Source organism: Thioclava sediminum (assembly GCF_002020355.1).
Classification (GTDB): domain Bacteria; phylum Pseudomonadota; class Alphaproteobacteria; order Rhodobacterales; family Rhodobacteraceae; genus Thioclava; species Thioclava sediminum.
The window spans coordinates 1,023,396-1,046,635 of sequence record NZ_MPZV01000001.1 but is presented as its reverse complement, the minus strand read 5'-3'; the positions used below and the strand labels follow the sequence as shown (position 1 = coordinate 1,046,635).

The 23,240-nt window shown below is 65.1% G+C and carries 21 protein-coding genes; 17 read left to right on the top strand and 4 right to left on the bottom strand.

All coding sequences use genetic code 11. From position 1 onward, the window contains the following. Window positions 1-186 precede the first annotated feature (186 nt). From BMI91_RS04575 to BMI91_RS04500, 16 genes are all read left to right on the top strand, one after another. Window positions 187-2,841, top strand: coding sequence for a cation-translocating P-type ATPase (locus BMI91_RS04575; protein WP_078604098.1), 2,655 nt, complete (start codon window positions 187-189; stop codon window positions 2,839-2,841). 120 nt (window positions 2,842-2,961) lie between these two features. Next, window positions 2,962-4,701 (top strand): acetate--CoA ligase, encoded by a 1,740-nt coding sequence (gene acsA, locus BMI91_RS04570; RefSeq protein WP_078604097.1) that lies wholly within the window; start codon window positions 2,962-2,964, stop codon window positions 4,699-4,701. After that, a complete protein-coding gene (gene pdhA, locus BMI91_RS04565; RefSeq protein ID WP_078604096.1) occupies window positions 4,698-6,695 on the top strand; it encodes a pyruvate dehydrogenase (acetyl-transferring) E1 component subunit alpha in 1,998 nt (665 codons plus the stop codon). Before acsA ends, pdhA begins: the two co-directional genes overlap by 4 nt. A 4-nt stretch (window positions 6,696-6,699) precedes the next feature. Further along, entirely contained in the window at window positions 6,700-7,881 is a 1,182-nt protein-coding gene (locus BMI91_RS04560) for a dihydrolipoamide acetyltransferase family protein (RefSeq protein ID WP_078604095.1), read from the top strand. Then, a complete protein-coding gene (locus tag BMI91_RS04555) occupies window positions 7,878-8,132 on the top strand; it encodes an acyl carrier protein (protein WP_078519882.1) in 255 nt (84 codons plus the stop codon). The genes BMI91_RS04560 and BMI91_RS04555 overlap by 4 nt, the downstream gene beginning before the upstream one ends. Before the next feature lie 234 nt (window positions 8,133-8,366). After that, window positions 8,367-8,570 carry a hypothetical protein gene (locus BMI91_RS04550; protein ID WP_143593791.1) on the top strand — a complete coding sequence of 68 codons (204 nt, stop codon included), beginning with the start codon at window positions 8,367-8,369 and terminating at the stop codon, window positions 8,568-8,570. 145 nt (window positions 8,571-8,715) lie between these two features. Continuing rightward, window positions 8,716-9,489 (top strand): carbon-nitrogen hydrolase family protein, encoded by a 774-nt coding sequence (locus tag BMI91_RS04545; protein ID WP_078604094.1) that lies wholly within the window; start codon window positions 8,716-8,718, stop codon window positions 9,487-9,489. A 124-nt stretch (window positions 9,490-9,613) separates the two neighbouring features. After that, on the top strand, window positions 9,614-10,282 hold the full coding sequence (locus BMI91_RS04540; RefSeq protein WP_078604093.1) for a cupin domain-containing protein: 669 nt from the start codon (window positions 9,614-9,616) through the stop codon (window positions 10,280-10,282). 33 nt (window positions 10,283-10,315) lie between these two features. Continuing rightward, window positions 10,316-11,380 carry a flavin monoamine oxidase family protein gene (locus tag BMI91_RS04535; RefSeq protein ID WP_078604092.1) on the top strand — a complete coding sequence of 355 codons (1,065 nt, stop codon included), beginning with the start codon at window positions 10,316-10,318 and terminating at the stop codon, window positions 11,378-11,380. Window positions 11,381-11,500: 120 nt separating this feature from the next. After that, complete coding sequence (locus BMI91_RS04530) at window positions 11,501-11,794, top strand: ribbon-helix-helix domain-containing protein (protein ID WP_038079934.1); 294 nt, start codon at window positions 11,501-11,503, stop codon at window positions 11,792-11,794. Between the two features lie 114 nt (window positions 11,795-11,908). Further along, on the top strand, window positions 11,909-12,304 hold the full coding sequence (locus BMI91_RS04525) for a VOC family protein (RefSeq protein WP_078545828.1): 396 nt from the start codon (window positions 11,909-11,911) through the stop codon (window positions 12,302-12,304). Between the two features lie 36 nt (window positions 12,305-12,340). After that, window positions 12,341-12,865: a Twin-arginine translocation pathway signal gene (locus tag BMI91_RS04520; RefSeq protein ID WP_078599620.1), complete on the top strand. Its 525-nt coding sequence runs from the start codon at window positions 12,341-12,343 to the stop codon at window positions 12,863-12,865. An 11-nt stretch (window positions 12,866-12,876) separates the two neighbouring features. After that, window positions 12,877-14,448 (top strand): GMC family oxidoreductase, encoded by a 1,572-nt coding sequence (locus BMI91_RS04515; RefSeq protein WP_078604091.1) that lies wholly within the window; start codon window positions 12,877-12,879, stop codon window positions 14,446-14,448. 173 nt (window positions 14,449-14,621) lie between these two features. After that, window positions 14,622-15,530, top strand: coding sequence for a pirin family protein (locus tag BMI91_RS04510; RefSeq protein ID WP_078539920.1), 909 nt, complete (start codon window positions 14,622-14,624; stop codon window positions 15,528-15,530). 44 nt (window positions 15,531-15,574) lie between these two features. Next, window positions 15,575-16,168, top strand: a complete 594-nt coding sequence (wrbA, locus tag BMI91_RS04505; protein WP_078604090.1) for an NAD(P)H:quinone oxidoreductase type IV — start codon at window positions 15,575-15,577, stop codon at window positions 16,166-16,168. Between the two features lie 125 nt (window positions 16,169-16,293). Then, complete coding sequence (locus tag BMI91_RS04500; RefSeq protein ID WP_078604089.1) at window positions 16,294-18,810, top strand: cation:proton antiporter; 2,517 nt, start codon at window positions 16,294-16,296, stop codon at window positions 18,808-18,810. A gap of 37 nt (window positions 18,811-18,847) precedes the next feature. Here BMI91_RS04500 and BMI91_RS20010 read toward each other — a convergent pair whose 3' ends face one another. After that, window positions 18,848-18,994, bottom strand: coding sequence for a hypothetical protein (locus BMI91_RS20010; protein WP_158522086.1), 147 nt, complete (start codon window positions 18,992-18,994; stop codon window positions 18,848-18,850). Between the two features lie 373 nt (window positions 18,995-19,367). Between BMI91_RS20010 and BMI91_RS04495 the strand changes: the two genes are divergently transcribed. Then, window positions 19,368-19,784 (top strand): hypothetical protein, encoded by a 417-nt coding sequence (locus tag BMI91_RS04495; protein ID WP_078604088.1) that lies wholly within the window; start codon window positions 19,368-19,370, stop codon window positions 19,782-19,784. A 28-nt stretch (window positions 19,785-19,812) separates the two neighbouring features. On the opposite strand, the gene BMI91_RS04490 is transcribed toward BMI91_RS04495, so the two are convergent. The 3 genes from BMI91_RS04490 to BMI91_RS04480 are packed head-to-tail and all read right to left on the bottom strand — an operon-like array spanning window position 19,813 to window position 23,227. Beyond that, the gene (locus BMI91_RS04490; protein WP_078604087.1) at window positions 19,813-20,727 is read right to left on the bottom strand and encodes an N-carbamoyl-D-amino-acid hydrolase; all 915 of its coding nucleotides are present in this window, start codon (window positions 20,725-20,727) and stop codon (window positions 19,813-19,815) included. Beyond that, window positions 20,724-21,995 carry a Zn-dependent hydrolase gene (locus tag BMI91_RS04485; RefSeq protein WP_078604086.1) on the bottom strand — a complete coding sequence of 424 codons (1,272 nt, stop codon included), beginning with the start codon at window positions 21,993-21,995 and terminating at the stop codon, window positions 20,724-20,726. The genes BMI91_RS04490 and BMI91_RS04485 overlap by 4 nt, the downstream gene beginning before the upstream one ends. Beyond that, complete coding sequence (locus tag BMI91_RS04480; RefSeq protein ID WP_078604463.1) at window positions 21,992-23,227, bottom strand: diaminopropionate ammonia-lyase; 1,236 nt, start codon at window positions 23,225-23,227, stop codon at window positions 21,992-21,994. The genes BMI91_RS04485 and BMI91_RS04480 overlap by 4 nt, the downstream gene beginning before the upstream one ends. Window positions 23,228-23,240 lie beyond the last annotated feature (13 nt).

Sequence of the window (23,240 nt, the reverse complement as noted above, 5' to 3'; positions counted from 1 at the left end):
GTCCATGATCGCAGCCCGACACGAGATTTAGGCTGAGACGACAGGCGCAGAACGTCATTGATCTCGATCAACGATTTGTGAATCACGGGTGAGGCGGACGGGGGCAGAGGCGAGTGTGACCCGTGGCACCCCTACCCAAGTCCGGGCGATTGCGCTGCCTGCCGAAAGGCTTACCATCGCCGCGGGATGACTGAAGGCCTCGTGATGCAGGATACCGACGCCGCGCCAGCTTTTGCCGAAACCGCCGAGGCGGTGATCGCGCGTCTGTCCGTCCCTTTTCCGAACGGGCTGAGCGCTAACGAAGCCGCCACGCGCCTCGCGCGCCACGGCCCGAACGCTCTGCGTCGTCCCAAACCCCGAAGCGCATTGCGCATCCTGCTGCATCAGTTTCAGGGGGTGATCGTCGCGCTTCTCGTTATGGCAACGGTGTTCTCGCTGGTCATTAACGATATCGTCGAGGCGCTGGCGATCCTCGTCGTGCTGCTCTTGAACGGCGCGATCGGGTTTTTCACCGAGTTGCGCGCCACCCGCTCGATGGAGGCGCTGTTCAGCGTCGCCGAGGTTCGCACCCGCGTCCGTCGGGATGGGATGCTGGTCGAGGTGGATGCCCGCGATCTCGTGCCGGGCGATCTCGTGATGCTCGAAGCGGGCGATGTGGTGACCGCCGATTTGCGGCTCGTCGAGGCGTCGGGGCTTCATTGCGATGAATCCGTGCTGACCGGCGAGTCCCTTCCGGTGCTCAAGACCACCAAACCGCTGCCATCCGACGTCGTGCTGGGGGATCGCACCAATATGGGGTTCAAGGGAGCGGCCGTCACGCGGGGGGCCGGAACCGGCGTGGTGGTGCGGACCGGCATGGAGACCGAGATCGGCAAGATCAGCCAGCTCGCGATGGCGGCCAGCACGGAACCCACACCGCTCGAACATCAATTGACGCGGCTCGGGCAGCGACTGGTCTGGCTGACGATCGTTCTTGCCGTCGCGATCATCGTCACGGGGCTCGCGCAGGGCCACCCGCTCACCAGTATGATCCAGACCGGGGTCGCCCTTGCCGTGGCCGCGATCCCCGAAGGCATCCCCGTCGTGGCCACCTTGTCGCTTGCGCGCGGGATGTGGCGCATGGTGCAGCGCAATGCCCTGATCAGTCGCCTGTCCTCGGTCGAGACGCTCGGGGCGACGACGCTGATCCTGACGGACAAGACCGGGACACTGACCGAGAACCGGATGAGCGTGGTGCAGGTCTTGCTCGATGGGGGGAGTGTGGATCTGGACGGGCCGGAGACCGGTGTCGCGGAGGACCGTCTGCGCGCCGCGTTGAAGATCGGTATGCTGTGCAACAATGCCGAGTTGGGCGATGGCGATGAGGGCCGGATCGGCGATCCGACCGAACTGGCTTTGCTGAGTGCGGCGCGACAGGCGGGGGTGACAGAGGACGAAGCGGAGCCACGCCTGCTCCAACATGCGTTCGAGAGCGACAGCCTGATGATGGCGACCGTCCATGCGTTGCCGGACGGGGGCGCGCTCTATGCGGTAAAGGGCGCGCCCGAGGCGGTGATCGCCTCTTGCTCCGAGGTTCTGGGACCGGTAGGCGCGCGCCCTCTGAGCGCCGAAGACAAGGCCGACTGGATCGCGCGGAGCGCGGATGCCGCGAGCGAGGGGCTGCGTGGGATCGGCCTCGCGATGAAGCGGACGGACGGGGCGGAGGACGCGCCCTATGAGGGGCTGACGCTTGTCGCGATTGCCTGCCTTGCCGATCCGTTGCGCAAGGACGTGCCCCCCGCGATCGCGGCCTGCCAGAGCGCGGGGGTCCGGGTGATCATGCTGACGGGCGATCATGCCGAGACCGCCGCGCGCATTGCGAAGGATGCCGGGATCAGCGGAAACGGTGCGGTCGCGATCGAGGGGCGAGACCTCACGGGGCTCGATCTGGAAAACGCCCCGGAGGAAACGCTCGACCGCCTGCGCAAAGCCAGCGTCTTCGCCCGCGTGGCTCCGGCGACGAAGCTCGACCTCGTCAGCTTCTATCAGCGCGAGGGCGAGACTGTCGCGATGACGGGCGACGGGGTGAATGACGCGCCGGCGCTGAAGAAAGCCGATATCGGCATCGCGATGGGACAGCGCGGCACGCAGGTCGCCCGCGAGGCCGCGCATATGGTGCTCAAGGACGACGATTTCGCGACCATCGTCGAGGCAGTGCGCCAGGGCAGGGTGATCTTCGGCAATATCCGCAAATTCATCGTCTACCTGATGTCGTGCAATCTCTCGGAGATCCTTGTGGTCGGGATTGCCGTGGGAGTGGGGCTTCCTTCACCGCTCCTGCCGCTGCAGATCCTGTTTCTCAATCTCGTCACCGATGTCTTCCCCGCGCTGGCGCTCGGCTTGGGGCATGGGGACGGTCATGAGATGCGCCGTCCGCCCCGTGACCGCACCGAGCCGATCCTCGCGCGCAGGGAATGGGGGCGCATCATTGCGCTCGGGGTCATCGTGACGCTGGCGACGATGCTGGCTTTCGGAGGCGCGCTCTATGGTTTGCAGCTTGCGCCCGCCGCCGCCGTCACCGTGGCCTTCGTCACGCTGGCGCTGGGCCAGCTGTGGAACGTGTTCAACATGCGCGAGGCCGACACCCACGCCCTGCGCAACGATGTGACGCGCAACCCCTATGTCTGGGGGGCGCTTGTCCTGTGTCTCGTGCTGATCGCCGGGGCGTTGTGGCTGCCGGGGCTATCGGATGTGCTGCAGCTTCCGTCGCCCGGTATCGCGGGGCTGACGCTCGCCGGGGCGATGAGCCTGCTGCCGCCGCTGCTGGGGCATCTGGTCGTATCGCGCGCAACCCGCAGATAATTTCCACATTCGCGTTGAGCCACATCAATGAAACTGCCTCCTGTCTTCGCCTAAGGAAGATCATGGCCGTTCGTGACAGGGGGCGGCCCATCGACTGGCATCACCTTGGGAGGAGGCGTGATGACTTGGGCGATTATCCAGAAGTCGGATGCCGAACGGGCAGCCGCCACGCTGACCGATGAGGTCCGCGAGGCGTTCACATGGGACACCGCGCGGGCGATGCTCGACGGCTTTCCCGACGGCGGGTTGAACATCGCCTACGAGGCGGTGGATCGCCATGTCGCATCGGGCCATGGGACGGATGAGGCGATCCTGTGGCTGGGCAAGGACGGCGCGCGAGAAAGCCTGAGCTATGGCGACCTCGCCGCCCGGACCGCGCGCTTCGCCAATGTGCTGACAAGCCACGGGCTGGAACCGGGCGACCGGCTTTTCGGTCTCGCGGGGCGCGTGCCCGATCTCTACGTCGCGGCGCTGGGCACGCTGAAAGCGGGGATGATCTTCTCGCCGCTCTTTTCCGCCTTCGGGCCTGAACCCCTGCGCACGCGGCTCGAGATCGGCGAGGCCAATGCGCTGATCACGACCGCCTCGATCTATCGCCGCAAGATTGCCGCCTGGCGTGACGAGATTGCCTCCCTGAAACTGGTGCTTATCATCGGCGACGAGGCGCCCGACGATTGCGTCGCGCTCGGCCCCGCGATGGCGGCGGCGTCCGAAGAATTCGAGACGGTCCGCACGGCCCCCGAGGATCCCGCGCTGATCCATTTCACCTCCGGCACCACGGGCCGCCCGAAAGGCGCGGTTCATGTGCACAACGCGGTGGTGATGCATGCCGCCGCAGGCCGCTACGCGCTCGAGCTGACGCCGGGCACGCGCTACTGGTGCACCGCCGATCCGGGCTGGGTGACCGGCACCTCCTTCGGGATCATCTCGCCTCTGGTGAACCGGGTGCGGATGGTCGTCGACGAGGCCGATTTCGATCTCGATCGCTGGTACGGCATCCTTGAGCGCGAGCAGATCGAGGTCTGGTACACCGCGCCGACCGCGATCCGCATGATGATGCGCGCGGGCAAGGAGGCAGCCGCGCCTTACGATTTCTCGACGCTGCGGTTCATGGCTTCGGTGGGCGAGCCGCTCAACCCCGAGGCCGTGGTCTGGGGCAACGAGGTCTTCGGCAAACCTTTCCACGACAATTGGTGGCAGACCGAGACCGGCGGCATCATGATCGCCAATACCCGCGCGATGGATGTGAATCCCGGCTCGATGGGCAAGCCGCTGCCCGGAATCGAAGCGGGGATCGTGGAGCGTGTCGATGATGGGCTGCGCGACTGCAAGCCCGGCGAGATCGGCGAACTGGCGCTGCGCCCCGGCTGGCCCTCGATGATGCGCGCCTATCTGCACGAAGAGGCGCGCTACAAGAAGTGTTTCGTGGATGGCTGGTATCTTTCGGGCGATCTCGCGATGCGCGACGCGGAGGGCTATTTCTGGTTCGTCGGCCGTGCCGACGACCTCATTAAATCTTCCGGTCACCTGATCGGCCCCTTCGAGGTCGAGAGCGCGCTGATCGAGCATCCGGCAGTGGCCGAGGCTGCCGTGATCGGCCTGCCGGACGAGACCGCGGGCGAGGTCGTGAAGGCCTATGTCGCGCTCAATCCGGGCTTCGAGCCGTCCGAAGACCTCGAACGCGATATCCGGGGCCTTGCGCGCAAGAAGCTCGGCGCGGCGGTCGCCCCGCGCGAGGTTGTGTTCCGCAAAACCCTGCCGAAGACCCGTTCGGGCAAGATCATGCGCCGTCTGCTGAAAGCGCGCGAGCTGGGCCTGCCGGAAGGCGATATTTCGACGCTGGAGAGTGACGAGACATGACTGCCGACAAACCGCATCTGACCCATGACCACATCCGCGAATTGCTCACGGCGATGATCCGTGTGCGCCATTTCGAGGATAAATGCGCCGAGCTTTACACGCAGGAAAAGATCCGTGGCTTCCTCCATCTCTACGATGGTGAGGAGGCGGTGGCCTCTGGCGTGATCCCGCGGCTTGGCCCCGAGGATCGCGTCGTGGCCACCTATCGCGAGCACGGCCATGCGCTGGTGCGTGGCGTTCCGATGGAGCGCGTGATGGCCGAGATGTATGGCAAGGCCACCGGCGCCTCGGGCGGGCGGGGCGGCTCGATGCATATCTTCGACGCCGAGCGGAATTTCTACGGCGGCAACGCGATCGTGGGGGGCGGGCTGCCGCTGGCCGTGGGGCTCGCGCTGCGCGACCGGATGATGGGCGCGCCCAATGTCACCGCCTGTTTCTTCGGCGAAGGCGCCGTGGCCGAGGGCGAATTCCACGAGTCGATGAACCTCGCGCAGCTCTGGTCGCTGCCGGTGCTGTTTGTCTGCGAGAATAACGGCTACGCGATGGGCTCGGCCCTGGCGCGGACCGAGGCCGAGACCGACATCCGGCGCAAGGCGGCGGCCTACGGCACGGTGACGGAACAGGTGGACGGGATGGATGTGGTCGCGGTCGAGGCGGCCACCCGCCGCGCGCTCGCCGCGATCCGCGAGACTGGCAAGCCTTATTTCCTCGAATGTCTGACCTATCGCTTCCGCGCGCATTCGATGTTCGACGCCCAGCTCTATCGCGACAAGGACGAGGTGGCCGCGTGGCGCGAGAAGGGGCCGATCGTGCGGTTCCAGTCATGGCTCTACAAGAGCGGGCTGATGCATCCCGAGGAGGTCGCGCAGATCGAGGCGGACGTCGAGGATGAGATCGCAGCCGCCGTGGCCTATGCCGAGGCGAGCGAGTGGGAGCCACTCGAGACGCTCACCCGGCACGTCATGGCCGAGGACCGCCCCGCGCCGCCCGCGCCGCCCGAACCCAGCGCCGAGACCGTCGAGATGACCTATCGAGAGGCGGTCAAGCAGGGCATCCGCGACGCGATGAGCCGCGACGAGCGGGTCTTCCTGATGGGCGAGGATGTGGGCGCATACGGCGGCTGCTACGCGGTCTCCAAAGGGTTGATGGACGAATTCGGCGAGGATCGCATCCGCGACACGCCACTGTCGGAGTCCGGCTTCACCGGGGCCGGAATTGGCGCGGCAGCGGCAGGGATGCGCCCCATCGTCGAGGTGATGACGGTGAATTTCTCGCTGCTCGCGCTCGACCAGATCATGAACACCGCCGCCACGATCCGGCACATGTCGGGTGGGCAGTTCGGCGCGCCCGTGGTGATCCGTCTCGCGACCGGCGCGGGCAAGCAGCTGGCGGCGCAGCATTCCCATTCGCTCGAAGGGTGGTACGCGCATATTCCGGGGTTGCGCATTCTCGCGCCCGCCACGTTGGAGGACGCGCGCGGGATGCTGTGGACCGCGATTGAGGATCCCGATCCGGTGCTGATTTTCGAGAACGTCATGCTCTACAACATGACCGGGCAGATCGCGGTGAATGCGGGGCCGGTCGATATCGACAAAGCCGCGATCCGGCGCGCGGGCAAGGATGTCAGCCTCATCACCTATGGTGGGTCGCTCTGGAAGACGCTGGAGGCGGCCGAAGCGCTGACAGGCGAGGGGATCGAGGCCGAGGTGATCGACCTGCGCTCCCTGCGGCCGCTCGATGACGAGACGATCATGGCCTCGCTGGCGCGCACGCGCCGTGCGGTGATCGTGGATGAGGGCTGGCGGTCCGGTTCGCTCTCGGCCGAGATTGCGGCCCGGATCGGCGAGAAATCCTTCTGGCATCTCGATGCGCCGGTGGGGCGGGTTTGCTCGGCCGAGGTGCCGATCCCCTATCCCAAACATCTCGAGGACGCCGCCATTCCGCAGGTGCCCGCCATCGTGGCCGCCGTGAAATCGACGCTCGGGAAAGGGTGACGCGATGGCCGTTTTCAAGATGCCCTCGCTCGGCGCGGATATGGAGGCGGGCAAGCTGGTCGAATGGCTGGTGAAGCCCGGCGATAAGGTCAAGCACGGCGATATCGTCGCGGTGGTCGAGACCCAGAAGGGTGCGATCGAGATCGAGGTCTTCGAGGACGGCGTGGTCGAGAAGCTGGTGGCAGAGCTTGGGCAAGACTTGCCCGTCGGCGCGCCGCTCGCCGTTATTCAGGCACCGGGGGAGGCGCTGGCGGAACCCACGGAGGAAGCGCCGCCAGTTGCACCGAAGACTGCGACCGAACCCGTCGCGCCCGTTGCGGAAGCGGCGCCGCCAAGTGCTCCGCCTGCCGCCACAGCAGCAGGCATCGCCGCATCACCCGCCGCCAAAGCACGCGCGGCGGAACTCGGGATCGCGCTGGAGAGCCTCACCGGGAGCGGGCCGGGGGGCGCAATCGTCCTCGCCGATGTCGAGACGACGAAACCCGCCGCGACACCGAGCCCGGCGCAAGATCGCGGCGCTTATCTCGCCGAGATGCGCAAGGCGATCGCCGCCGCGATGGCCCGGTCCAAACGCGAGATCCCGCATTACTACGTCACTCACACGGTCGACGTCACTGCTGCGAGCGATTGGCTGAGCGCCGCCAATGCGGACCGCCCGCCCGAAGAGCGCATCCTGATGGGCGCGCTCTTGATGAAGGCGATGGCGCTGGCGGCACACGAGGAAAAGGCGGTGAACGGGCATTATGGCGAGGATGGGTTTACGCCCTCCGCGGCGATCCATCTCGGGCTGGCCATCGCGCTCAGAGGCGGCGGGCTCGTGGCCCCCGCAATCCTCGATGCCGACAAGAAGAGCCTGCAGGATTTGATGGAGGCGATGCGCGACCTCACGATGCGCGCCCGTGCCGGGCGGCTCAAAAGCTCGGAGATGAGCATGGCGACGCTGACCTTCTCGGCGCTTGGCGAAAGCGGGGTCGAGGCGATGGCCGGGATCATCGTGCCGCCGCAGGTCGCCATCGTGACCGCCGGTGCGCCCGGCCCGCAACCGCTGGTGCGCGACGGCAAGGTGATCGCCGCGCAGGCCGTCACGCTGACCCTCGCCGCGGATCACCGCGTGAGCGACGGGCGGCTGGGCTCGAAATTCCTGACCGCGATCGACGCGAAGCTGCAAACCCCGGAGGAGCTATGACCGAAGACGAAATCCGCAGCGCCTATATCGAGGAGCTTGTGCGTGTCGCCCCCGATCTCGACCCTGCCGAAATCGCGGGATCGGACCATCTTCAGGACGATCTCGAGCTCGACTCGATGGATATCCTGAACCTCGTGATCGCGCTCAACCAGCGCTTCGGCGTCGCGATTGCCGAGGCGGATTACCCCCAGATCGCCACACCGGATCTTGCTGCGGCGTTTCTCGCTCGGAGGCTAGGCACTCCGAATTGACCCAGCCGGACCACCCGCTGAGCATTCAACTCAGGGGGTATTTCGGCACGCCGTGAGTCAATTCACTGTTACCGCGGAAAAAACTGAGGAATTCCGCAATGCGCGGGTTCCCATTCCTTTGTTACCAGTGGGTTATTCGCAGCAATTGTCTATTCGCAAAAAGTAATTTTCCAGAGGGCCCCGGCTGTATCGTGAGCCTCTTGCGCCCTTGACGAGTTAGAGATGGAGATCGTTATGATCGAACCGCGTATCGAAGTGGAGTGCTTGGAAGACGGGGCCATCCGGGTGCGCCGAGGTGCGTGGTCGGACCGGGTGCCGCGTGCGCGGATCGACCACTGGGCAGACCACTATGAGCTGATGCATCTCAATAACGGCAATGCAGGCTATCTCGAACTGGCGCGTGCCCTGCGGGAGGCCAAGGCGAAACTCCTGTCTTGATTGAACTGGACAGGCTGTCGGGGCTGTTTTCGTTCTGACCCGCTCTCCAGACGTCTATCGCCCCTAGGCAGAGTTTTCCGGCTTTGCTCAGGGTGACGGGCTGCGACGCAAGCGATACGCTTGTTTGTCGAGAATGGAGACAAACATGAGAATCGCGCTCGTCCAGCCGCTGCCGCTTTCTTCTGACCCGGCGCAGATTTTTGCGCATATCGAGACTTGGGTGAGCGGTCTGTCGAGGCTCGGCGTCGATTTTGTCGTGCTGCCCGAGCTGATCTTGCCCGGCTACAACCGGCCCGAGGATCATCGCGCGCAGGCGCAGCCGCTCGGGGGAGAGTGGTGCGCTACGATGGGCGATATCGCGCGCAAATACGACTGCGCGATCTGTTATGGCTGGGCCGAACGGCTGGGCGATGACGTGTTCAACGCGGCGTCTGTGCTCGACAAGACCGGCGAGCGGGTCGGGCACTATCGCAAGATTCAGCTTTTTGGCGAGATGGAGCGGGCGAGCTTCGCCTTCGGGACGGAGGCGCCGCCCGTCTTCGAGCTGAATGGGATCCGGACCGGCCTGCTGATCTGCTACGACATCGAGTTCCCGGAACACGCACGTACCTTGGCGAGAGCGAAGGCCGCGTTGATCCTCGTGCCGACGGCGAACCCGGTTGGCTACGATCACGTCCCCGACCTGCTCGTGCGGGCGCGCGCGAATGAGAACGCGGCCGTCGTGGTCTATGCGAATTACGCCGGTCCCGATCGGGACATCGATTTCGGTGGCAAGTCCATCATCGCGGGCCCAGACGGGCAGGCGGTGGCGCAGGCAGGAAGCGGGCCGACGACGTTGATTGCCGAGCTGCCGAAATCCGCGGAATATCCAAGCGAGGTCATCTCGGTACAGCTCGATGATCTGCGCAGCGTCGAATAACCGAGGGGCTTCGCGGCTCCGCAGCATTTGAAATTCTGCCTTCCGAGCATAGCTCGGAATTACGCGCCGCTTAGGGGCGGCGCGACAGTCCAACCCGGGTTGGGGCAGATATTTCGGAGGACAGATGGAAATCAACGCGGAATTCTCGGAGCGCGTGCTCGTTCATTCCGACACGCTCGACTGGCACGGCTCGCCGTCGGCGGGTGTCGAGCGGCGGATGCTCGACCGGATCGGCGACGAGGTGGCGCGGGCGACGAGCATCGTGCGCTTCGCCCCGGGGCACAGTTTCTCGGCGCATACGCATGGCGGCGGCGAGGAATATCTCGTGCTCGAAGGCGTGTTCCAGGATGAGGGCGGCGATTATCCGGCGGGGACTTACGTGCGCAATCCGCCGCAGACCCGGCACCGGCCGGGATCGGAAGGTGGCTGCACGATCTTCGTGAAGCTCTGGCAGTTCGACCCGGACGACCGCAATCAGTTTCACAAGGATATGCGGGCCGATCTGACCCAGACCGGCGAGGGCGTCGAGTGCGCTGAACTTCATCGCGACGCACGTGAGATCGTCCGCTATTTCCGGCTCGCGCCGGATGCGAGCCTGTCGCTCGATGATCCGGGTGGGATGGAGTTGCTCATGCTGGGCGGGACGCTGTCCGAGGGTGGCGATGACCTGCGCGAGGGATCGTGGCTGCGCTTGCCTGACGGGCAGCCACTGCAGGTTCAGGCCGGGCCGGGCGGCGCCGAGTTCTGGATCAAGACGGGGCACCTGCGCTTCGTTGCTGCGCCGGATCAGTGACGGGAAACGATTTCTCAACATGACGGGTGTTCGATGAAAACGCAGGTCGCGATCGTGGGCGGCGGGCTCGCGGGCTTGGCGCTCGCGCGGCATCTGCACGCGCGCGGGGTTTCTTTCGAGCTGTTCGAGGCGCGACCGCGCTTTGGCGGTCGGATCAAGGCGCTTGAGACCGCAACGGGCAGGGTCGATCTCGGCCCGTCATGGTTCTGGCCCGGCCAGCCCCGGATCGCCGCGCTCACCGAGGCGCTGAACCTGCGCAAGTTCGAGCAGTTCGCGCGCGGCGCGGTGTCGCTGGAAGATGCGAGCGGCGAGGTTCACCGCAATATGGGCTTTGCCAGCATGGCGGGGTCGTGGCGTCTCGAAGGCGGCATGGTCGCGCTGACGAATGCGCTTGCCGCCGCCCTTCCCGCCGCGCAGCTTCATCCCGGATCGCGCGTTGTCGAAATCGGGGCAGGGCCCTCGGTCACGCTTGAGGACGGTCGGGCCTGCGAGGCGGAGCATGTCGTGCTGGCCGTGCCGCCCCGCGTTGCGGCGCAGATGTCTTTCGCGCCGCAGCTGAGCGAGGCGCAGATGCAGGCGCTCCGCGCGATCCCGACATGGATGGCGGGGCACGCGAAATTCGTCGCTCTCTACGAGCGACCGTTCTGGCGCGAGGCCGGGCTGTCGGGCGATGCGATGAGCCAGCGCGGCCCTCTGGCGGAAATCCATGATGCGTCCGGGCCAGACGGCGCGCCCGCTGCGCTGTTCGGCTTTCTGGGCGTGCCGGCGCGGGCGCGGATCGGGCAGGAAGAAGTGGTCAAAGCTGCCGCCCTTGAGCAGCTTGGCCGGATATTCGGGCCGGAGGCGGCCAAGCCGCTGACCTATGCGCTCGAAGATTGGGCCGTCGCGCCCGAAACGGCGACGGAGGCCGATCTCGAACCGCTCAGGTTCCACCCCGATTACGGCCTGCCGTCGGTGCTGCGCGGGCTCCGTGAGGGCCGTGTGCATTTCGCGTCTTCGGAAACCGCGCCCGAGATGGGCGGCTACATGGAAGGCGCGCTGGCGGCGGCGGAGCGCGTGGTGCGTGACCTCGTGGGAGGGTTCGGGGCGACCCGATAGCCCGACGCGCCCAGCCCCCCTGTCACAACACGATTGACCCGCCCCGGATTGACCATATTCTTGAGTCTCGGGTGAATCTTGGTTCGCCTCGGCAATCGGATCTGAGGGAGGAGAGACGATATGTGCCATGTTTTTGCGGGTCAGGACCCGGAGCGCTATTCCAGCGAGACGCGCAGGCTGCGGCTCAACGGCCAGAGCACGAGCATCCGGCTCGAGAACGCATTCTGGGACATTCTCGACGAGATCGCCGCGCGCGATGGGGTGTCCACGCCGACCTTTATCTCGACGCTGCATGCGGAAGTGCTGGAGCTGCGCGGGGAGCCGTCGAACTTCACGTCGCTGCTGCGCTGTGCGTGCCTGAAATTCATGGAAATCTCGAACGATCGCGCCCCGCTCGCGGTCGCGGCAGAGTAAGCGCAAGCCTGACGTCAAACATTCTTCAGGGGTAGTATAGACCTACTACCCGCCCCACCGCGGCCCGCTGCTAGGCTCTCAGGACAACTGACAGCACTACAGCGGGAGCAACCGGTGGCAAAATCCATTCATTCCATGATCCGTGTCCTCGACGAGGACCGCTCGGTCGCGTTTTACGACAAGGCTTTCGGCCTCAAGGTCGCCGACCGTCTCGACTTTCCGGATTTCACGCTCGTCTATCTGAGCAATCCCGAAAGCGAGTTCGAACTGGAACTCACCGTCAACAAGGGCCGGACCGAGCCCTATGACCTCGGCGATGGCTACGGCCATTTCGCGGTCTCGGTCGATGATCTCGAAGCCGAACACAAACGCTTCGAGGCGGAGGGCCTCGCGCCCCGCAAACTCGTGGAATTCGCGCCGGCAGGGGAGGTCGTCGCGAAGTTCTTTTTCGTGGCCGATCCGGACGGATACCAGATCGAGGTGCTCGCGCGCGAAGGCCGCTTCAAGTGAGATTTTCCTAAGGGAGACATCAGGGAGGAGACGACAATGGCAACCAAGGCAAGCTCGAAAGGGCTGACCAGACGGCAGCTGCTGGCGCGGGCAACCGTGGCGGGGGCGAGCTTCGTCGTGGGTTCGGGGTTCATGGCGGCGCGCAATGCCGCCTGGGCCACCGAGCTCTCGGCGCTCAAGCCCACGACCTTCGCGACGCTCGTGCAGATGGCGCGCGATATCTACCCGCACGACAAGATCGACGACCAGTATTATGTCATCGCGGTGAAGGGCTACGACACTGCCGATACGGCCGATGAGATCGAGGCGGGGATTGCCGCGCTCGATGCGGCGGCACGTGGCAAAGGCTTCGCGAATTACCTCGAGACGGGCTGGGAGAAGGATCGCGTCGCGATCCTGCGGGGCATGGAGGAGAGCCCCTTCTTCCAGAAGATCCGGGGCGGACTGGTGACAGGTCTCTACAACCAGAAAGCGGTCTGGCCGATCTTCGGCTACGAGGGCGAGTCCTATTCCAAGGGCGGCTACATCAACCGCGGTTTTGACGACATCGACTGGCTGTAAGGGAGGCAGACATGGTTGCGAAATTTGATCTGAGCGACGACAGCGTCGTTGTCATCATCGGCACCGGCGCAGGCGGCGGCGTGCTGGCAAACGAGCTAGCGCAGAAGGGCGTCAAGGTCGTGGCGCTCGAGGCGGGCGGTCGCTATCTGCCCGAGGATTACATCAACGACGAGTGGGAAAGCTTCGGCCAGCTCGCCTGGACCGAGCCGCGCACCACGAGCGGCGACTGGCGGGTGGCGAAGGACTTCTCGGGGCTGCCCGCATGGATCGTGAAAGCGGTCGGCGGCACCTCGATCCACTGGGCGGGCGCGAGCCTTCGCTTTCAGGACCACGAGTTCAAGACGAAGACCCATTACGGCAATGTCGACGGGGCGAACCTGCTCGACTGGCCGATCGATCCGGCCGAGCTTGCGCCCTATTACGACAAGGCGGAGGCCAAGCTCGGTGTGACCCGCACCGGCGACCGTCCGGGCCTGCCGGGCAACAATAACTTCAAAGTGTTGGAGAAAGGCGCGAAGGCGCTTGGCTACGAGGAAGTGAATACCGGTCATATGGCGATCAACTCGATCGACTATGACGACCGGATGTCGTGCCAGCAGACGGGCTTCTGTTTCCAGGGCTGCAAATGGGGCGCCAAGTGGTCCTCGGCCTATACGGATATTCCGCGCGGCGAGGCGACCGGCAATCTGGAGGTGCGCGATCACTGCCACGTCGCCCGCATCCTGCATGACGATCAGGGCATGGCCTCCGGCGTCGAGTATTTCGACAAGGAGGGCAATCTGCAGATGCAGAAGGCCAAGATCGTCTGCGTCGCGGGCAACTCCATCGAGAGCCCGCGCGTGCTCCTGAATTCGCATTCGGCGATGTTCCCCGACGGGCTTGCGAATTCCTCGGGGCAGGTGGGGCGCAACTACATGCGTCACACCACGGGCTCGGTCTATGGCGTCTTCGACAAGCCGGTGAAGATGTGGCGCGGCACGACGATGGCGGGCATTGTCCGCGATGAGGCGCGTCACGATCCCTCGCGCGGCTTCGTCGGCGGGTATGAGCTGGAGACGCTCAGCCTCGGTCTGCCCTTCATGGCGGCCTTCCTCGATCCGGGCGGCTGGGGGCGCGAGTTCACCTCGGCGCTCGACAGCTACGAGAACATGGCCGGGATGTGGATCGTGGGCGAGGACATGCCGCAGGAGACCAACCGCATCACCCTCAACCACGAGGTCGAGGATGCCTACGGGCTGCCGGTCGCGAATGTGAACTACACCGATCACCCGAACGACCGGGCGATGCGCGATCACGCCTATGCCCGTGGCGCTGCGATCTACGATGCGGTGGGGGCGACCCGGACCTTCCCGACGCCGCCCTATCCCTCGACGCATAACCTCGGCACCAACCGGATGTCCGAGAACCCGCGCGACGGGGTGGTGAACAAGCACGGCCAGACCCATGACGTGCCGAACCTGTTCATCTCGGACGGCTCGCAATTCACGACGGGGGCTGCGGAGAACCCGACGCTGACCATCGTGGCCCTCGCGATCCGGCAGGCGGATTTCATCGCCGGGGAGCTGTCCAAGGGTAACATCTGATCTCGAGAGGATCAGCTAAGGTAAAAGACGACCGGGCTGCCCTAGGGTGGCCCGGTTCTTTTTGCGGAACCTTTGCCCGTCTGCGCGCTTGCGCACAGGACATGCGGGACCTTCGCTAATTCAAATTTTCCGAGGAAGCCCCACACTATCACCAACGATATTTGGAGGCTCCCATGACCTTTCGACCTGTCTCGGCCACCAGCCAAGCGCAACCCGCGCTCGAAGGCGCTGGCGTTCATCTGCATCGCGTGTTCGGCTTCGGCGACCCGTCGCTGACCGATCCGTTCCTGATGATGGACGATTTCCGCAACGACGATCCGCGCCTTTATTCCAAGGGCTTCCCGTGGCACCCGCATCGGGGCATCGAGACGATCACCTATGTGCTCGACGGCCAGGTGGAGCACGCGGATTCGCTCGGCAATCGCGGGCTTCTCGGCGCGGGCAGCGTGCAATGGATGACGGCTGGCTCCGGCATCGTCCATCAGGAGATGCCCTCGGGCAATGCGAAGGGGCAGATGCACGGGTTCCAGCTTTGGGCGAACCTGCCCGGCGCGCTCAAGATGACGGCGCCGCGCTATCAGGACATCACCGGCAGCGACATCCCGATCGAAGGCGACGATGACGGCACGACCGTCAAGGTCATCATCGGCTCGTTCTGGGGCAAGACCGGTCCGGTCGACGGAATCGCCGCCAATCCGATGCTGCTCGACGTGTCGATCCCCGCAGGACGCCGCAAGGTGCTGCCGGTCGACACGCACTCCAATGCGCTCGCCTATGTGTTTGCAGGTTCCGGCACCTTCCGCGACGCCAGCGATCCCGTCGGCATCAAGGTCGAGAAGGAGTATCGCGGGCAGGAGCTGAATATCCGCGACATGACCGGCAACCGCACGCTGGTCCGCTTCGGCGCGGGCGACGAGATCACGGTGCAGGCCGGGGACGAAGGTCTCCGCTTCCTGCTGATGACCGGTCGCCCGATCCAGGAGCCTGTCGCATGGCACGGCCCCATCGTCATGAACACGCAAGACGAACTGCGTCAGGCGCTCACTGAACTCAACAACGGCACGTTCATCAAACACGGGTGAGGGCGCCGTTGCCCCTCAGACCCTTCCCAACACAGGAGTTAGAAATGGCACAACCGAAGATCGCAATCGTCTTTTATTCCACCTATGGCACCAACCATGCCGTCGCGCTGGCGGCAGCGGAAGCCGCTGAGGCTGCCGGGGCCGAAGTGCGCCTGCGTCGTATTCCCGAGACGGCCCCGAAAGCCGTCGTCGAAGGGCAGGACGCCTGGAAGAACCAGCTCGAGAAGATGAGCGATATTCCGGAAGTGACCGCCGACGACATGGAATGGGCCGAGGGCTATTTCTTCTCCGGGCCGACCCGCTACGGCGTCTCCGCAAGCCAGATGCGCGCCTTCATCGACACGCTGGGCGGTCTCTGGGGCGCGGGCAAGCTCGCCAACAAGACCTTCACCGCGACGACCAGCGCGCAGAACGCGCATGGCGGGCAGGAGGCGACCATCCTCGGCCTCTACACCACGGCCATGCATTGGGGCTGCGTCATCGTTCCGCCGGGCTATACCGACGAGGCGATCTTCAACGCGGGCGGCAACCCCTATGGCTTCTCGACCAATGCCGGGAGCGTCGACGAGGCTGGCAAGGCCGCGATCGCCCATCAGGCGAAACGCCTCGTCGAGATGACGGCGAAACTCGTCGCCTGATCTGACTTAACGTCCATTAAGCGCCCCCACCTCTCTCGGCGGGGGCGTGCTTGTCTCCCGATCGCAAAGTGTCCAAACCTTTCAATTCCCCGTGCGTCCGCCGATCAGCGTGGTATTTCGACTGAATGGATATCGTCGTCATCACCACGATTGTCGCGTCGCTTTTCCTCGTCATCGGGGTGGCGGAGCCATTGGCTGCGCGGCTGCGTCTGCCCTTCAGCGTGATCCTTGCGGGCATCGGTATCCTCATCGGTGTGGCGGCTGTGTTCTTCCTCCGGACCGAGCTGACCGACGCGCTCAATCCGGTCGCGGAAGCGATCCTGAACCTTCCGATCCGCTCGAACGTGTTTCTCTACGTGTTCCTGCCCACGCTGCTGTTTCAGGCGACGTTGGGGATGGACCTGCGCAGGATGCTGGACGACTGGGTTCCCATCCTGATGCTTGCGGTGGTGGCGGTCGTCGCGGCCACCCTCAGCGTCGGTTACGCTCTGTCCTGGGTCTCTTCGATCCCGCTCACCGCGTGCCTGCTCATCGGCGCGATCGTGTCCACGACCGACCCGTCCGCCGTCGTCTCGATCTTCCGCTCGATCTCTGCCCCGCGCCGGCTGTCGCGGATCATCGAAGGGGAAAGCCTGCTCAACGATGCCGCGGCCATCGCGCTGTTCGGGCTGTTCATGGGCTTCGTGATGATGGGCGTGCCCGATCCGAAGCTCGGCGATGCGCTCGCCCGGTTTCCGTATCTCATCCTCGGCGGCGCGTTCACGGGCTGGCTGGTCGCGCGGATCGCCGTCGGGATGATGTCGTTCTTCCGGCGCCATGAGCTTGCCCAGCTCTCGATCTCGGTGGCACTGCCTTACCTGGCCTATATCGGCGCGGAGCAAAGCATCGGCGCCTCGGGTGTCATCGCGGTGGTCGCCGCCGGTCTGACGCTGAACCTGACGGGGCCCGGACGTCTGCAACCGCAGACATGGATCAATCTGCGCGAGCTCTGGGGTGTTCTGGCGCATTGGGCGGGGGCGCTCATCTTCGTTCTGGCGGCGCTGTTGATCCCGCGACTTCTGGAGGAGATCCGGATCGGGGATATCGCCCTCGTCGGTGTCGTGGTCCTCGCGTCCATTTTCGCGCGCGCGGTGATCCTCTTCGGGCTGCTGCCTCTTCTCACGGCGCTGCGGGTCTCGCCCACGGTCGAGCGGCCCTACCGGGTCGCCATCCTCTGGGGCGGGTTGCGCGGGGCGGTGACGCTCGCGCTGGCGCTGGCGGTGACCGAGAGTTTCCGCGTCCCCGACGAGGTTCAGCGCATGGTCGGCATCCTCGCCACCGGCTTCACGCTGTTCACACTGATCGGGCAGGGCACCACGCTGCGCTGGATCATCGGTCGGCTGGGGCTGGACCGGCTGTCGCCGATCGACGATGCGCTATCGCGCCAGGTCGTCGCCGTCTCGCTGCAGAAAGTGCGCGAAGACCTCGCACGAACCACCGAGAATTACGAACTCAGCCGAGACGTCGTCCGCTCCGAAGCCAAGCGGTTCGGGGAGCGGCTGGAGGGCGCGGTCAAGGCCGCCGACGACAGTCAGGACATCCACGACCGCGACCGCATTACCTTGGGGCTCATCGCGCTCGCCGGCCATGAACGCGACACCATCCTGATGCGGGTGCGGGAGCGGACGATCGCCTCTCGCATCGCCGAACAGGTACTGTCGAACGCCGACCGCCTCATCGAGGGCGCGCGCGCGGACGGGCGGCACGGCTATAACCGGATCGCGCGGCGCAGCGTCAAATATGGCTTCGGGTTCCGCGTCGCGAATATCCTGCATCGCCGCCTCCACCTGTCGCGCCCCCTCGCGCGGATGACGGCGGACCGGTTCGAGATGCTCCTGTCGCAGCGTCTGGTGCTGCGCGATCTCGGCGGCTTCATCAGCGGCCGCATCCGCCGCATTCATGGCAAGCGCGTGAGCGACCTGCTCTCTGACCTGCTGTCGCGCCGCATCGAAATCGTCGAAACCGCGCTGCAGGGGCTGCGTCTGCAATATCCCGGCTACGCCGAAGAGCTCGAACGACGCATCATTCGTCGGACCGCGCTGCGGCTGGAGGAGCGTGAATACGAGACGATGCGCGAAGACGGCCTGATCGGCGATGAGGTCTACACCAAGCTCCGGGCAGGCCTCGCGCAGAAGCGGTCGCGCGCGGAGGATCGCCCCAAGCTCGATATCGCGCTGCGGCGCATCGAGCTCGTGCGGCAATTTCCGCTGTTCTCCGGTCTCGATGCCCGGGACCAGAAACGCTTGAGCCGTTTGCTCAAGGCGCGGCACGCCAATGCGGGGGAGGTCATTCTCGGCCGCGACAGCGTCGCGAAAAGCGTGTTCTTCATCGCCTCCGGGGCCGTCGAGGTCGAGGCGGCCAACCAGACGTGGCGGCTGGGTCGCGGCGAGATGTTCGGTCAGCTGTCGATCCTGATGAGACGGACGCGCAGGACCGAAGTGCGCGCGATCACCCCGTCGACCCTTCTGGAATTGGACGAAGCCCGCTTCCGTCGTCTGCTGAGCCGTAGCAAATCACTGCAGCAAGCCGTCCGCGCCAGTGCGGAGAAACGCGGGATCGCTCCTGACGCGCTCCTCGCGGATGTCGAGAGGGCGCGTCAGTAGCGGGTCGGCTTTGGTGCCGTAAGACAGCTCCGCTCGCTTACATCGGGTTTTCGATGTTCGCCTTCATGTTCGGAACGTTTGCAGCGGTCGCCGTGCCCTCGGTTTGGGCGCAGGCGGCCAGAATGCCCATGGCGCAGCATGCGACCAGAGCGAGTACGGCCTTTTTCTTCATCGGGCTTTGCATGTCGGGTTCCTTTCAAAACGACTCGGGTCCTCAAAGTGAACGGACCAGTTCAATTATTTGAGGCGCACCGTGGGGCGCGACAATATTTTTCTTTTGCTGTGGATGTATTTAGTGCCACTGACGCAGCGGCGCCACGCAGAGGATTTCCCGGCGCACATGAGCGGGAGATTGCCGCAAGGGTATTTCTCGATGGCAGGCCCCGCAGATGGAGGCCTAATCGTCAGCTCGAAAGATCACGCAGCGTCAGAAACTAACTTTGACATAGTTGCCCAATTCAAGTCACAACATCGCCGCTCTTGCATGTGATCCAGCCCTCGTCGGCGAGCCGCACAGGTCCATTCGGAGCCACTCGCGTCCAACGGAGGTATTGATTATGAATGTTAAACACGTGTCGCTTGAATTGTTGGTTAAGCTTGATGAGCGCGGTGTGGCTGAAGTGGGCAAATTCTCCCTTAATTTCCAGGACGGCACCCGTGACGCTCTCGGCGACTCGATCAACTTGAAAGGTCTGGCGACGCTGGCGCAGCCGGAAAAGGTGTTCACCCCGGCCTTGCGCTCCGAATTGCTCGACCAACGCGCGACTTTCGATCCGCAGAAATTCTCGGTCTCCGTCAACGTGAGTTCTTTCGCCACCTCCGATCCCTATATCGAGATCGAACGCCGGTGGCGCATCGCCCTCGTCACCTTCCTCGAGGGATACATCATGCAGTCCCAGCCGATGCTCTCGTCGCTCAAGGTTCGGGGCGCCTATGCAGAACAGCTCGCGGCCTCGAATGCGCCGCTGCACTGATCGGTAGTCTTCACCCTCATCGACTTTCTTATCCCGCGCAGATGTCGCGGTAGTCGTCCGGCTCGCGGTGAAGCGCGAAGTTGAAGACGTTCTCACGCAGCTCGCGGCAGCGGTCGAGGTCGATTTCGGCCATCGCCAGCTCATCGCCGAAGCCTTGGGTCTTGGCGATGATCTCGCCGGTGGGTGCGATGATGCATGTGCCGCCGATCAGATCGCAGCCCTCTTCGCGCCCCGCTTTCGCGGTGCCGATCACCCAGCACCCGTTCGCATAGGCACCCGCCTGCATCGACAGGTGGTTGTGGAAGTCCTGCAGATGGTCATGCTCGGGCGCGAGCGGATAATGCACCGGCGTATTGTAACCCAGCATCACCAGTTCCGCCCCGCGCAGACCCAGCACGCGGAAGGTCTCGGGCCAGCGGCGGTCGTTGCACAGGCACATGCCCAGCTTGCCGCCGAACCCGTCGAAGACGCCAAAGCCCAGATTGCCGTGCTCGAAATAGCGCTTCTCCAGATGCTGGAAGGGGCGCCAGTCCTCGTATTCAGGATGGCCGGGCAGGTGGATCTTGCGATATTTGCCGATGATCTGGCCGGTCTTGTCGACGGTGATCGACGTGTTGAACCGGCGCTTCTGGCCGTGCTCGTAGGCGATCTCCGCATAGCCGAGATAGAAGCCGACACCGAGGTCACGGGCAGTGTCGAACAGCGGCTGCACCTCCGCATTCGGCATCTCGGTCTCGTAGAATGCGTCGAGCTCGGCCTCGTCCTCGATCAGCCAGCGCGGAAAGAAGGTGGTCAACGCGAGTTCGGGAAAGACGACCAGTTCCGCGCCGCGCCGATGGGCGTCGATCAAGAGCTTCTGCATCCGAGCCACGGCAGAGGCACGCGGCTCGTCACGCGCAATCGGTCCAAGCTGGGCTGCGGCGGCAATGAATTTGCGGGTCATGGCAATTGTCCTGTCTCGGTCGTTTGAAATTCGGGCGCGTCCTGAAGCTCCGCCTGCTGGCAGACGACATCCATCAGCACCTGTGCCCCGCCCGCGATGTCCGAGGGGGCGGTATATTCGTGAATGTTGTGGCTGACCCCGTCCTGCGAGGGCACGAAGATCATGGCCGAAGGGCAATTGGGCGCGAACATCTGCGCGTCATGGCCCGCGCCCGAGGGCATCCGGCGATGGCCCAGCCCGCGCGCATGGGCGGCTGCTTCCACGCTGTCCACCAGCGCGGGGTCGAACTCCACCGGCTCGAAGCGGGCCAGCGTTCGGCGCGTGATCGCGCAGCCCCCCGTGCGTGCGAAATCCTGCGCGGCGCGCCAGAGCCGGGTCTCGGCCTTTTGCAGCGTGGCCTCGTCGGTATGGCGCAGATCGACGGTCATCACCGCTTCCTGCGGCACCACGTTCACCAGATCGGGCGAGACGCGTAGGCGCCCCACGGTCGCGACCTGCGGCGGGCCGTGATCGGCGGCGATCTGCTGCGCTTCGACCGCGATCCGGGCCGCCACGGCGCCTGCATCATGGCGCAGCGCCATCGGCGTCGTGCCCGCATGGGCGGAGGCGCCTGTGACGGTGATCTCGGTCCAGGAAATGCCCTGCACGCCGGTGACGACGCCAATCTGCAGCTCTTCGGTCTCCAGCACCGGGCCCTGTTCGATATGAAGCTCCAGATAGCTATGCGGTTTCAGCGCGCCGACCGGGGCAGGGCCTGCGGCATCGATGGCGGCGAGCGCATCGCGCAGGCGCACCCCGTCGATGCCTTCCACCTCCAGCATCTCTTCGAGCGGCAGCGCGCCTTGCGCCACGCCCGAGCCCATCATGTCCGGGGCGAAGCGCGCGCCTTCCTCATTGGTGAAAAACGCGACCGCAACGGGGCGGCGGGTGCGCGCGTCAGCCGCATTGAGCGCCTCGATCACCTCCAGCCCGGCCAACACGCCGAGGCTGCCGTCATAGAGACCGCCCGTCGCAACCGTATCGATATGCGAGCCCATCAGAACCGGTGGGCCGTCTTCCTCGCCCGCGCGGATACCCCAGCAATTGCCGATGACATCCGTGGTGATCTCGAGCCCGAGGTCGCACATCCAGCGCATCACGAGTGCGCGGCCTTCGGCGTCTTCAGGGGAAAGTGCGAGGCGCTTCACGCCGCCACCGGGCAGGGCGCCGATCTGTCCCAGCCGTTCCAATCGCGCCATCAGGCGCTCGATGTCGATCGCGATACTCATGCCGCGCCCCGAACTTCAGCGGCGCTGCGACCGACGAGGGTTTTGAACAGCGCGGCGTCGGTGTCGCCTTCCGTGCCGAAACACAGGATGCGGGAATTCGCGTCGATCCCGAGGGCTGCGCGCGCCTCATCGTTCTCGGCGGCGGCGAGGAAGGCGGCGAGCCCCGCCACGGCGGATTCTCCGGCGGCCACCGGCGGATCGCCCCCCTCGGGGTTGGCCAGCGCGCGCATCACCGCAACGGCATCGGGGTCGGTCACGGACATTACCGCGAAGGTCAGCGGCTCGAGCACGTCCCACGCCAGCAGCGAGACCTCGCCACAGGCCAGACCTGCCATCAGCGTGTCCAGATCGCCCTCGACGGCGGTGGGCTTGCTTTCGCGGATCGTCTCGAGCCAGCAGGCCGATTGGTCGGGATCGGCAAGGATCACGCGCGGAGCATCGGGGCCGTAACGGCGCGCGAATTGTGCCGCGACCGCCGCCGCCAGCCCGCCGACGCCGGTCTGGATGAAGATATGGGTGGGCGGGGTGCCAAGCGTATCGGCCGCTTCCGCCGCCATCAGTTCGTAGCCCTGCATCACGTCTTTCGGGATCTCGGTATAGCCCGGATAGGAGGTGTCGGAGACGACGAACCAGCCTTCGCGGGTTGCGGTCTCCTGCGCCTCGCGGACGCTGTCGTCGTAATTGCCTGCGCAGCGGCGGACCTCGGCGCCGTAAGCCTCGATGGCCTCCTTGCGGCCCTCCGAGACCGTGGCGTGGATAAAGATCACACAGCGGCAGCCGAAGCGTTGCGCGCCCCACGCGACCGAGCGCCCGTGATTGCCGTCCGTGGCGCAGCAGACGGTCAGTTGCGAAACGATATCGGCATATTTGCCCGCGACGATGTCTTCGGCGCTGGGTTCGGGGATGTCTTTCGCCTTCGCGATCTCGCGGGCCAGAAGCCGCAGCACCGCATAGGCGCCGCCCAAGGCCTTGAAGCTGCCGAGGCCGAAGCGCCCGCCCTCATCCTTGAACTGAATCTCGGCCACACCCGTCTTTGCCGCCATTGCGGGCAGCAAGACGAGGGGCGTCGGCGCGTAGCCCTCCCACGAAGAAATCGTGCGCTTGGCCAGATCGAAAGCCGCGTCGTTCAGAACGGCCTCTTGCTTGGGCCCGTAGCCTTTCGCGGTGTCGTAATGGGGGTTCAGAATGAGCTCGTTGGATTGCCCCTCTCCGAGGGCATTTTCGAAAATCATGGTGGGGTCCTTG